Origin of the sequence: Bacteroides fluxus YIT 12057 (assembly GCF_000195635.1) — a bacterium.
GTDB lineage: Bacteria > Bacteroidota > Bacteroidia > Bacteroidales > Bacteroidaceae > Bacteroides > Bacteroides fluxus.
Genome location: NZ_GL882618.1, coordinates 1 through 12,068, shown reverse-complemented (window position 1 = coordinate 12,068; position 12,068 = coordinate 1). Strand labels below are relative to the sequence as shown.

Below are 12,068 nucleotides of genomic sequence, written 5' to 3'. Positions count from 1 at the left end.
ACATGTTCGGTAAGAACTTCTTGAACCGTGTGGTAATTCTGGAATAATAAGATAGGGTCCATAGAGTATTGCTCTATATTTAGAAAGGGTGTCTGAATCGATTCAGATACCCTTTTCTGCATTATATAGGTAAGAATGGAAGAAGAATTCAAATATTAATCGTAATTTTGTAGCCCATTATGAGTAGAATAATAGCTATTGACTACGGTCGAAAACGTACAGGTATAGCCGTCAGCGACACATTGCAGATGATTGCCAACGGCCTGACAACTGTGCCTACACATCAACTGCTGACTTTTATCCTCGATTATGTGGCTAAAGAGCCGGTAGAGCGTATCTTGGTAGGGCTTCCCAAACAAATGAACAACGAGGTTTCTGAGAATATGAAGAATATAGAACCTTTTGTCCGTTCATTGCAAAAGAAACTTCCGGATATGCCAATAGAATATGTAGATGAACGTTTTACGTCTGTTTTGGCACATCGTACTATGTTGGAGGCCGGCTTAAAGAAGAAAGCCCGGCAAAATAAGGCATTGGTGGATGAGATTAGCGCGACTATTATTCTGCAAACTTATTTGGAGAATAGACGTTTCTCTAACTTTTAATTTTTAATTATTAATTTTTTAGTTGAATATGATTTTACCCATTTATGTGTACGGTCAACCCGTATTGAGAAAAGTGGCGGAGGACATTACTCCGGATTATCCGAATTTGAAAGAGTTGATTGGAAATATGTTTGAAACCATGGATAATGCTGAGGGGGTGGGGCTTGCCGCACCGCAAATCGGTTTGCCTATCCGTGTAGTGACTGTTAACTTGGATGTACTGTCCGAGGATTTGCCTGAGTATAAAGGATTCCGTAAGGCTTATATCAATGCTCACATTCTGGATGTTGCGGGAGAAGAAGTGTCTATGGAGGAAGGTTGCTTGAGCCTGCCCGGCATTCATGAATCTGTTAAACGTGGTGATAAGATACATGTAAAATATCTGGATGAAAATCTGGAAGAGCACGATGAAATTGTCGAAGGGTATTTGGCGCGGGTAATGCAGCATGAATTCGATCATTTGGATGGCAAGATGTTCATCGATCATTTGTCTCCACTTCGCAAGCAGATGATTAAAGGAAAGTTGAATGCCTTGTTGAAAGGCAAGGCGCATTGCACCTATAAAGTTAAAACCCTCAGGAAACAATAAACCATATAAGTAAGGTATAAAAGGCTCAAAAAATATAAAAAGTATTCTGTTAATCCTGTTAAGTAAACGAAAAACGCTATTTTTGTTTCGTTTACAAGCATTTATAGAACAAGATGATAAAAAAGATACTGACGGCTATTTTGCTGTTGCCCACGTTGTTGTATGCACAAATCAATACGGAACGAGTGATGACTATCGCTCGGAATGCATTGTATTTTGAGGACTACGTGCTTTCTATCCAATATTTCAACCAGGTAATTAATGCAAAGCCTTATTTATATGAACCTTACTTTTTTCGAGGGTTGGCTAAAATAAATCTGGATGACTATCAGGGGGCTGAATCCGATTGTGATGCGGCTATCCAAAGAAATCCTTTTGTGGTAGGGGCTTATCAGATCAGAGGGTTGGCGCGTATCAGGCAAAATAAGTTTGACGGTGCGATAGAAGATTATAAGACTGCCATAAAATATGATCCTGAGAATGTTGTGCTTTGGCATAATCTTTCTCTTTGCCACATGCAGAAGAAGGATTATGATGCGGCAAAGGAGGATTTGGGCAAGCTTTTGACAATTGCTCCCAGATATACCCGCGCATATTTGATGCGGGGTGAGGTTTCTTTGCAGCAGAAAGATACGGCACAGGCTCTCCAGGATTTTGACAAAGCCATTGCTATGGACCGGTATGATCCGGATGGATGGGGTGCAAGGGCCGTTGTACGCATTCAGCAGGGAAAATATAAAGAAGCCGAAGCTGACTTGGATCAGTCCATCCATTTGAGTGTAAGGAATGCCGGTAATTATATAAACCGTGCACTGGCCCGTTTTCACCAGAATAATCTGAGAGGTGCCATGAGTGATTATGACCTGGCATTGGATATTGATCCCAATAACTTCCTTGGGCACTATAACCGTGGTCTGTTACGTGCCCAAGTCGGTGATGACAACCGGGCAATTGAAGATTTTGATTTTGTATTGAAGATTGAGCCGGATAATATGATGGCTGCATTCAACCGGGGTATCTTGCGTGCCCAGACGGGTGATTACCGGGGGGCTATCAGTGATTACTCCAAGGTGATCGACGAATATCCCAACTTTATGGCGGGTTATTACCACCGTGCCGAAGCGCGTAAGAAGATAGGCGACCGGAAGGGAGCGGAACAGGATGAATTTAAAATCATGAAGATGCAGATTGATAAGCGTAACGGTGTTTCATCAGGCAATGATAAAAATGATAAGGATGTAGCGGAAAATTCTTCGGATGGTACGGATACGGGCGAAGATGGGGGAAAAACCCGCAAGAAATCCGATAAGAATATGGAGAATTACCGTAAGATTGTCATTGCTGATGACTCGGAGGCGGAACAGCGCTACAAGAGCGATTATCGCGGGCGTGTGCAGGACCGGAATGTGGTCATCAAGCTTGAACCTATGTATGCGTTGACTTATTATGAAAAGATGAGTGATGTAAAACGCATTATACATTATCATAAGTATATTGATCAACTGAATTACATGAAGGCTTTTCCGAAACCGCTCCGTATCACCAATATGGAGGCTCCGTTGACGGAGGAGCAGGTACGTTTCCACTTTGCTTTGATTGATGCTCATACTTCGGATATTGTGGCTGATCCCCAGGATGCCAAGAAACGCTTTATGCGTGGTCTGGATTTCTACCTGGTTCAAGATTTTGCGAGTTCCATAGATGATTTCACACAAAGCATTTTGCTGGATGGCACTTTCTTCCCGGCGTATTTTATGCGCGCCCTGGTGCGTTATAAGCAGCTTGAATACCAGAAGGCGGAAGCTGCCATGAGTGAGGGAGCTACTTCGGGGGCGGCTGCGGAAATAAAGAAGCCGGAGTCACAGGCTATGGATTATGAAATTGTAAAAAATGATTTGGATCATGTCATCCAATTGGCTCCCGATTTTGTTTATGGTTATTATAATCGTGGCAATGTGCTTTCGATGCTGAAAGATTATCGTGCTGCTTTGGCTGATTATAACAAGGCGTTGGAATTGAGCCCCGATTTTGCCGAAGCTTATTTCAACCGCGGGTTGACACATATCTTCTTGGGAAATAATAAACAAGGTATTGCTGATTTGAGTAAGGCCGGTGAGCTTGGTATTGTATCTGCCTATAATATCATAAAAAGATTTACAGATACGGGAGAATAACATTTTTTTGCTAAAAAATAGAATATCAATAAAGAATTAGCTATTTTTGCGTTCTGATAATTGAAATATACGTACTATTATGATAAAGATTACATTTCCAGACGGCTCTGTTCGTGAGTATAACGAAGGAGTGACGGGACTGCAAATAGCAGAAAGCATCAGTTCACGATTGGCGCAAGATGTATTGGCTTGTGGCGTGAACGGAGAAATTTATGATTTGGGGCGTCCTATCATGCAAGACGCTGAGGTTGTTCTCTATAAATGGGAGGATGAACAGGGTAAGCACGCCTTCTGGCATACCAGTGCCCACTTGCTGGCTGAAGCGTTGCAAGAACTTTATCCAGGTATCCAGTTTGGTATCGGTCCTGCCATTGAAAATGGTTTCTACTATGATGTAGATCCGGGAGAGGCTACGATTAAAGAAGCTGATTTGCCGGTCATCGAGAAGAAAATGGCGGAATTGGTTGCAAAGAAAGAGGCTGTTGTCAGACAGGATATTGCGAAAGCGGATGCTTTGAAGATGTTCGGTGATCGTGGCGAGACTTACAAATGTGAGCTGATCTCCGAGTTGGAAGATGGTCATATCACAACTTATACTCAAGGTGCGTTTACCGATTTGTGCCGTGGCCCTCACTTGATGACTATCGCACCTATTAAAGCTATTAAGCTGACTTCCGTTGCCGGAGCTTATTGGCGCGGGCAGGAAGACCGTAAAATGATGACTCGTATTTATGGCATTACATTCCCCAAGAAGAAGATGTTGGATGAATATCTGGTATTGTTGGAGGAAGCCAAGAAGCGTGATCATCGTAAGATTGGTAAGGAGATGGATTTATTCATGTTCTCTGATACCGTGGGAAAAGGTCTTCCGATGTGGCTGCCTAAGGGGACTGCCTTACGTATCCGCTTGCAGGATTTCTTGCGCCGTATCCAGTCCCGTTATGACTATCAGGAGGTAATGTGTCCGCCTATCGGAAATAAGTTGCTTTATATCACTTCCGGCCATTATGCCAAATACGGTAAGGATTCATTCCAGCCTATCCATACGCCGGAGGAAGGAGAGGAGTACTTCTTGAAACCGATGAACTGTCCTCACCACTGTATGATCTACAAGAATTCCCCACGTTCTTACAAGGATTTGCCTTTGCGTCTGGCGGAGTTCGGTACGGTTTGCCGTTACGAGCAGAGCGGTGAGTTGCATGGATTGACCCGCGTGCGTAGTTTTACACAGGATGACGCGCATATTTTCTGTCGTCCCGACCAGGTGAAAGATGAATTCCTGCGTGTGATGGACATCATTTCTATCGTGTTCCAGTCAATGGCCTTTGAAAACTTTGAAGCGCAGATTTCTTTGCGTGATAAAGTGAACCGCGACAAATACATTGGAAGCGATGAAAATTGGGAAAAGGCGGAGCAGGCTATTATTGAAGCTTGTGAGGAAAAGGGACTGAAGGCTAAAGTGGAATATGGTGAAGCTGCATTCTATGGTCCTAAGCTGGATTTCATGGTAAAGGATGCTATTGGCCGTCGTTGGCAGTTGGGGACTATTCAGGTTGACTATAATTTGCCGGAACGTTTCCAATTGGAATATACGGGTGCCGACAACCAGAAGCACCGTCCGGTAATGATTCACCGTGCACCGTTTGGTTCAATGGAACGGTTCGTTGCTGTTCTTATAGAGCATACTGCCGGTAAATTCCCGTTATGGCTTACGCCAGATCAAGTAGCTATACTTCCTATCAGCGAGAAGTTCAATGATTATGCACTGGAGGTTAAGCAGCTTTTGAAGCAATATGATATCCGTGCCCTTGTGGATGAACGCAATGAAAAGATCGGACGTAAGATTCGTGATAACGAAATGAAGCGCATTCCTTATATGTTGGTTGTAGGTGAAAAAGAAGCCGAAAATAAGGAAATCGCAGTCCGTAAACAAGGAGAGGGTGACCAAGGTACCATGAAAATTGAAGAATTTGCTAAAAAAGTGAGCGAAGAAGTTCGGAATATGATAAATAAATGGTAACTTTGCGCCCAATTGTAAAAGCACAGCATACAATAGATGTTCTAAAGACAGCTTTTACTAAATATAAAAAATAAATTTGGGAGTAATAAAAAAGAAACAAACCGGAAGTAAACGTTATTTAATGAAGAATGACAGCTTAAAAGGGCAACACCGGATTAATGAGCAGATCCGTGCCAAAGAAGTTCGCATAGTGGGCGATGAAGTGGAAGCAAAAGTGTATCCGATAGCACAGGCATTAAGATTAGCCGAAGAGCATGAAGCGGATCTTGTAGAGATTTCTCCAAATGCAGAACCCCCTGTTTGTCGTATTATTGATTACTCTAAATTTCTTTATCAGTTAAAGAAGCGTCAGAAGGAACAAAAGGCAAAGCAGGTAAAGGTAAACGTGAAGGAAATTCGTTTTGGTCCTCAGACTGATGACCATGATTATAACTTCAAGTTGAAGCATGCCAAGGGATTCTTGGAGGATGGTGACAAGGTGAAGGCTTATGTGTTTTTCAAAGGTCGTTCTATCTTGTTCAAGGAGCAGGGCGAAGTGCTGTTGTTGCGTTTTGCCAATGACTTGGAGGACTATGCAAAGGTAGATCAGATGCCTATTTTGGAAGGGAAGAGGATGACTATTCAATTGTCTCCGAAGAAGGGTGCTGCTCCTAAGAAGCCGGTTACTCTGAAACCTGCTGAAAATGCGTCCAAGGCCGTTCCTGCTGAGAAAGAAGAAGAATAAAGAAAATGAGTAACGCCGTAGGTATAGTGCGTTGCCATATAATTTAATAATTTAAAAGTAAGTAAGATGCCAAAGATGAAGACTAACTCCGGTGCTAAAAAGAGATTTACTCTTACCGGAACAGGTAAAATCAAAAGAAAGCACGCTTTTCATAGTCATATTCTGACTAAGAAAACTAAGAAGCAAAAAAGAAACTTGTGCTACTCTACACTTGTTAGCTCAACAGATGTAAGCCAAGTGAAGGAACTCTTAGCGATGAAGTAAACAAAAGCGTACAAAGTATTAAAGTTATTAACCGAATGCATTAGCTTTAAGTCCGCTGCGTGAAGTAACGGCGCTAACATTCAAAAACAAGTAAAACTATGCCAAGATCAGTAAATCATGTTGCTTCTAAAGCAAGAAGAAAGAAAATTTTGAAATTGACCAGAGGTTACTTTGGTGCAAGAAAGAACGTTTGGACCGTAGCCAAGAATACTTGGGAGAAAGGTTTGACTTATGCGTTCCGTGACCGTAAGAACAAGAAGAGAAACTTCCGTGCACTGTGGATTCAGCGTATCAATGCTGCTGCACGTTTGGAAGGTATGTCTTATTCTAAGTTGATGGGAGCTTTGCACAAAGCCGGTATCGAAATCAACCGCAAGGTGTTGGCTGATTTAGCGATGAACCATCCGGAAGCTTTCAAAGCTATCGTTGCTAAAGCAAAAGCTGCATAAAGACGTTTTAGCTGATAAAATTATAAGGTGCTGATTATTTTTTGATAGTCAGCACTTTTTATATTCAAGTGGGTTGAAGGATGGTGAAATCCGGAAAGTATATAAAACAAAAAGCTGTTTTTTCTTGTTTCTTTGATAGAAACTCACTACCTTTGTTATAGGAAATATAGCCGCATTGATTGGATCGGGAAACTCATCAGTTTTTATGAAATACCGAGACAAGCTTCGCTTCTCAATGGCGGGCCACGCCCTTCGGGGTAACTCTTGAGTCGGTGGATTACAAAGAGGACGAGCTCTCAAATCATGTCATACGGAGTTTCATCACATCATCGGTGCGGCTTTTTATAAAAAAGGAACGGTAATCTTGGTTGACTACCGTTCCTTTTTCCTTTTTATGCTATTGTGACAGCCCCTTATCTATCGTTTATTTGTTGTCCCGTAGGTCTTTTACTCTGACGGCCTTTCCTTCGCTTTGAGGTAATGAGCCCTTCTTTACCAGACGTAATTTGGGAGTTACCAGGATTTCATCTTTTAATTGGCGGGTTATCTCTTTACGTACCTTTTCCAGTTCAATATAATTGTCTGTGGAAAGGTCGCTGAGTTCTACTTCTACAATCATCTCGTCTTGGTTATTGATTGTTTCGAGAGTAATAAGGTAGTTGCTTCCTAATTCCGGGAATTGTACCAATACTTTCTCTACCTGCATGGGGAAAATGTTGACACCTTTGATGATAAACATATCGTCGCTACGTCCTTTGATGCGGTCAATGCGTAGGTGGGTACGTCCGCAGGGGCATTTTCCGGGTAAGATGCGGGTCAGATCTCGCGTGCGATAGCGTAACAGGGGCATCATTTCCCGGTCAAGTGTAGTAAGTACGAGCTCGCCGATTTCGCCTTCAGGGACAGGTTCTCCTGTTTCCGGATTGATGATTTCCACTAGATAACAGTCTTCCCAGAAGTGCATTCCGTTTTGTTCCGTACATTCAAAAGCTACTCCGGGACCATTCATCTCGGTCATCCCAAAGCTATTGTATGCCTTAACTCCCAACATTCGCTCAATTTTCTTGCGCTGTTCATCCGTATGAGGTTCGGCACCGATTACGAGTGTTTTTAAACTTGTACTTGTAGGGTCTATTCCTTCTTCTTGAAAGACCTCTGCTAAACGGATGGCATAGCTTGGAATGGCATGTAGGGCGGTTGTCTTGAAGTCTGTGATAAACTTAATCTGTCTTTTGCTGTTGCCTGCTGCTGCGGGCACGGTCAATGCACCGAGGCATTCGGCTCCATACTGAAAGCCCAAACCTCCGGTGAACATTCCGTAACCGGAACTATTTTGGAACACATCCGTTTTGCGAATGCCTACCATGTAAAGACAGCGGGCAACCAAATTAGCCCAAGAATCCAAATCATGCTGTGAATGAACAATCACAGTGGGTGTACCGGTAGTTCCGCTGGAGGAATGAATGCGGACCCCATCTTCACGCATATTGCCTGCTATCAATCCGAATGGATAGTTGGCGCGCATATCGGCTTTTGTAGTGAAAGGAATCTTGCGGATGTCCTCCACAGACCGGATACTGTCTGCTGTAATATGGTGCTCTTGGAAAACTTTTCTATAATAGGGGGAGTTGGCTGCAATATTGACAGTCTTTTTTAGTCGTTGAAGTTGCAATTCGCGTAACTTTTCCCGCGGCATGGTTTCAATTTCTTCTTCCCAGTATTTGTTGTTCATGGTATTTGATTGAATTTATAATTTAAAATTTAAAATTTTGAATTATACCTGCATGTATTGAAGCCATAATTCAAAATTCTAAATTCAAAATTATTAATTACATCAGTTTTTCTGCTATTTCCTTGCCGGCAGCCAATGCTTTGAGATTCATCTCGACAATCTCGTTTCCTTTACGTTGGAAGATTTCACGTATACTGTCTTGTATCTTTGTGTAATCAATACCCAGGAAAGGGATAGTGGCGCCTAAGAGTACAATGTTGGCTACACGGGTAGAGCCTACCTCTTTTGCCACTTCATTTACATTTAGGGTGATTTTGTGCGGCAGCTTGTTGATTTCGGCTTTAATGTCTTCTTCAGCCGGGTAGTTAGGGATGTTGATAAAGGGAACCTCGTTAGTTACCAGCCAGCCTTCATGGCTCAGATAGGGGAGATAACGCAAGGCTTCCATAGGTTCCAATGAGATGATAAGGTCGCATTTTCCTGTAGGGATAAGATCGGATGCGATGGGCTGGTCGCTGATACGCAGGTTGGACTGGACGTCACCGCCCCGTTGGCTCATGCCGTGCACCTCTGCTTGCTTCATGTATAATCCGTCTTTTAGGGCTGCTTTACCGATTACGGTGGCTATAGAAAGGATGCCTTGTCCTCCTACGCCGGAAAGTATGATATCTTTTTTCATGGTTTTTTACTTGTTTCGTTTTTTACGTGCTAAGGTTTGGATACATTCTCTGCGGGGAATGATGACGGATACACCACAATATTCAATTTCTTCACGGATTACCTGTTTCATTTCCTCATAATTCTTTTTCAATGGAATTACTACACGGACATGCTCCGGTTCCACACCGATACCTTTGCAGATTGCTTCTAAACGTCCTGTGCCGGCCGAATCTTGTCCTCCTGTCATGGCAGTGGTTTCATTGTCGGAGATGACTATGGTAACATTGGCATTTTCATTGACACAGTCTAAAAGCCCGGTCATGCCGGAATGAGTGAACGTCGAGTCGCCGATAACGGCCACCGCAGGATGTACGCCGGCGTCCGAAGCGCCTTTTGCCATGGTAATGGAAGCGCCCATATCTACACAGGAGTTGATGGCATTGAATGGGGCGTTGGCTCCCAATGTATAACAACCTATATCACTGAATACTTTATGTGCGGGATATTCTTCTTTCAGTACTTGGGTAAGTACAGTGTACATGTCACGGTGTCCGCAGCCTTCACACAATGCCGGGGGACGCATCTCAACTAAGGAAGGGGTGCTGAATTCCGATTTGTTCTCTTTGCCTACGGCTTGTGCAACGCTGTCCGGGTTTAATTCCCCGTCTTGTGATAAGGTACCGTCTAACCGTCCTTTTACCTTTACTCTGATACCCAGGTAGCCTTTCAGTTGTTTTTCAACAAATGGTTGTCCGTCCTCCAATACCAGGATTTCATCACAGGTATCAATCAGTTGCATCAATTGCTTTTTGGGAAGCGGGTATTGACCGATCTTTAATACTGGATATTCGCAGCCTTCGGGATAGTTTTCCATCAAATAGTTATAACCGATACCGCACGCTACGATACCCATTTTTTTGTTCGGTGCGTCTATGTATTGGTTGTAGGGAGAGTTTTCTGAGGCTTTGATAAATTCTTCTTGACGCTGTAACAGCATTTTGTAGCGTTTGCGTGCGTTACCCGGCAATAGTATGAATTGACGTGGGTCTTCACTGAATGAAATTTCATTCTGCTGTTGTTGAGCCTTGCGTTCTACGCCCGAACGTGAATGGGCAAGACGCGTAACCATTCGCATGAGCAACGGTTCACCTGTTTGTTCGGAAAATGAAAAACCGTTATATACCATGTCGTATGCTTCTTGCTGATTACTGGGCTCATACATGGGAATTAAGGAGAAGTCACCATAAAAGCGGCTGTCTTGTTCGTTCTGCGAGGAGTGCATGCTCGGGTCATCGGCGGCAATGACGATCATGCCTCCTTTCACACCTGTAATGGCAGAGTTGATAAAACAGTCGGCGGCCACATTCATGCCTACGTGTTTCATGCATACCAATGCGCGTTTACCGGCAAATGACATTCCCAAGGCAGCTTCCATGGCTGTCTTTTCATTAGAACACCAACGGTTATGGATGTTTTGTTCAGCGGTAATCGGTGCTGTCTGGATATATTCTGTAATCTCCGTCGAGGGAGTGCCGGGGTAGGCATATACACCTGAAAGTCCGGCATCTAATGCAGCTTGTGCAATGGCTTCATCGCCAAGTAAGAGTTGCTTGCTCATATTTGAATGTTTAAGTGTTAGTCATGGATTAAAATAATAGACGCAAATATAGGCTTTTGCTTTTATTTTATTATAAAATTACTTGAAAATCTTTCTTTCGTTTAATGCATTCCAATATCTTCTTGCATTTTTCATATGGTCAGAATAGTTGGCTGCAAAGTTATGAGTACCTGAGAAATCTTCTTTAGCACACATGTATATGTAGTTATGCTTGGTGTAGTTCAGTACAGCGTCCAGTCCGATAGGAGAAGGAATCCGTATGGGACCTGGAGGAAGTCCGGTGTTCTGATAAGTGTTGTAAGGAGAATCGACGGTCAGATGTGTATTGGTAATTCTTCTCAAACCAAAATCCTGGAGTGCGAATTTGATAGTGGGGTCTGCCTGCAAAGGCATGCCTCTATGCAGGCGGTTGATGTAAAGTCCTGCAACCATCGGTTTTTCGGGATTATCGTTGGTTTCTTCTTCAACAATGGAGGCGAGGGTGCAGACCTCGGCAGGGGTCATGCCGATAGCAGTTGCCTTGTCCAGGCGTTCTTGATTCCAGAATTTCTGGTGTTCTTTTTGCATGCGGTCAAAAAAATCTTCTACACTCATGTCCCAATATACCTGATAAGTATCGGGGATAAAAAGGCAGGGTATGGTTGCTTGGTTGTATCCTGATTGCTGTTGAAAAACAGAATCATTCATGGCCTTGGCGATTTCTGCAGAATCAATCATCAGTTGGTTGCCTACGCTACGTGCCAGTTTGTCTAAAGTGCGTACACTTCCGATTGTCAAGTTCATGGGTTCCTGGTAACCTCTGTACAGGCGGCTGAATACGTGATATACGTTTTCTTCCGGGCGGATGGCGTAGCGGCCCGTATGTATATTAGAAGGATATTTTTTGTATTGGGCCATCCAAAGGAATCCTGTAAAACTTTTGGGGTATCCTTGCTTTTGCACCTTATTATATATGGAGTCTGCCGTATCGTCGCGGTCTATGTAGATATATGCAGTCTTTGGAGGGTAAAATTGGGGAGCAAAAAGATAGTAGTATATCGCCCCTGCGCAAGTTGCTCCAACCAAGAGTATGAATGCCGATATTCCCCAAAGTATTTTCTTCTTTTTCTTTTCCATAAATATTTTTGATGATTAGACAGAGGCAAAGGTAAAAAGAATAAGCGAAATATGAATCTCCCCGGTGAAAAATCAGTTTTAGCGGGTCAACGTAAAAACCTGAGGGGGTAAAATTAT

11 protein-coding genes are annotated in these 12,068 nt (G+C 43.1%); 7 read left to right on the top strand and 4 right to left on the bottom strand.

All coding sequences use genetic code 11. The features are described from left to right. Nucleotides 1–179 precede the first annotated feature (179 nt). The 7 genes from ruvX (at nt 180) to rplT (ending at nt 6,825) form a co-directional block, all read left to right on the top strand. Nucleotides 180–605: a Holliday junction resolvase RuvX gene (gene ruvX / locus HMPREF9446_RS04535; protein WP_009124250.1), complete on the top strand. Its 426-nt coding sequence runs from the start codon at nt 180–182 to the stop codon at nt 603–605. 28 nt (nt 606–633) lie between these two features. Continuing rightward, complete coding sequence (gene def / locus HMPREF9446_RS04530) at nt 634–1,194, top strand: peptide deformylase (RefSeq protein ID WP_009124249.1); 561 nt, start codon at nt 634–636, stop codon at nt 1,192–1,194. 113 nt (nt 1,195–1,307) lie between these two features. Beyond that, nucleotides 1,308–3,368 carry a tetratricopeptide repeat protein gene (locus HMPREF9446_RS04525; RefSeq protein WP_009124248.1) on the top strand — a complete coding sequence of 687 codons (2,061 nt, stop codon included), beginning with the start codon at nt 1,308–1,310 and terminating at the stop codon, nt 3,366–3,368. A 79-nt stretch (nt 3,369–3,447) separates the two neighbouring features. After that, the gene (thrS, locus tag HMPREF9446_RS04520; RefSeq protein WP_009124247.1) at nt 3,448–5,388 is read left to right on the top strand and encodes a threonine--tRNA ligase; all 1,941 of its coding nucleotides are present in this window, start codon (nt 3,448–3,450) and stop codon (nt 5,386–5,388) included. A 121-nt stretch (nt 5,389–5,509) separates the two neighbouring features. Further along, entirely contained in the window at nt 5,510–6,112 is a 603-nt protein-coding gene (infC, locus tag HMPREF9446_RS04515) for a translation initiation factor IF-3 (RefSeq protein WP_009124246.1), read from the top strand. A 66-nt stretch (nt 6,113–6,178) separates the two neighbouring features. Then, nucleotides 6,179–6,376: a 50S ribosomal protein L35 gene (rpmI, locus tag HMPREF9446_RS04510; RefSeq protein ID WP_009124245.1), complete on the top strand. Its 198-nt coding sequence runs from the start codon at nt 6,179–6,181 to the stop codon at nt 6,374–6,376. A 98-nt stretch (nt 6,377–6,474) separates the two neighbouring features. After that, the gene (gene rplT, locus HMPREF9446_RS04505) at nt 6,475–6,825 is read left to right on the top strand and encodes a 50S ribosomal protein L20 (protein WP_004289896.1); all 351 of its coding nucleotides are present in this window, start codon (nt 6,475–6,477) and stop codon (nt 6,823–6,825) included. Between the two features lie 424 nt (nt 6,826–7,249). Here the strand turns inward: rplT and HMPREF9446_RS04500 are convergent, their stop codons facing one another. The 4 genes from HMPREF9446_RS04500 to mltG form a co-directional block, all read right to left on the bottom strand. Beyond that, entirely contained in the window at nt 7,250–8,557 is a 1,308-nt protein-coding gene (locus tag HMPREF9446_RS04500) for a phenylacetate--CoA ligase (protein ID WP_009124244.1), read from the bottom strand. Between the two features lie 97 nt (nt 8,558–8,654). After that, the gene (locus tag HMPREF9446_RS04495) at nt 8,655–9,236 is read right to left on the bottom strand and encodes an indolepyruvate oxidoreductase subunit beta (RefSeq protein ID WP_009124243.1); all 582 of its coding nucleotides are present in this window, start codon (nt 9,234–9,236) and stop codon (nt 8,655–8,657) included. A gap of 6 nt (nt 9,237–9,242) precedes the next feature. Next, entirely contained in the window at nt 9,243–10,835 is a 1,593-nt protein-coding gene (locus HMPREF9446_RS04490) for a thiamine pyrophosphate-dependent enzyme (RefSeq protein ID WP_009124242.1), read from the bottom strand. Nucleotides 10,836–10,913: 78 nt separating this feature from the next. After that, a complete protein-coding gene (gene mltG, locus HMPREF9446_RS04485; protein ID WP_009124241.1) occupies nt 10,914–11,951 on the bottom strand; it encodes an endolytic transglycosylase MltG in 1,038 nt (345 codons plus the stop codon). Between the last annotated feature and the right edge of the window lie 117 nt (nt 11,952–12,068).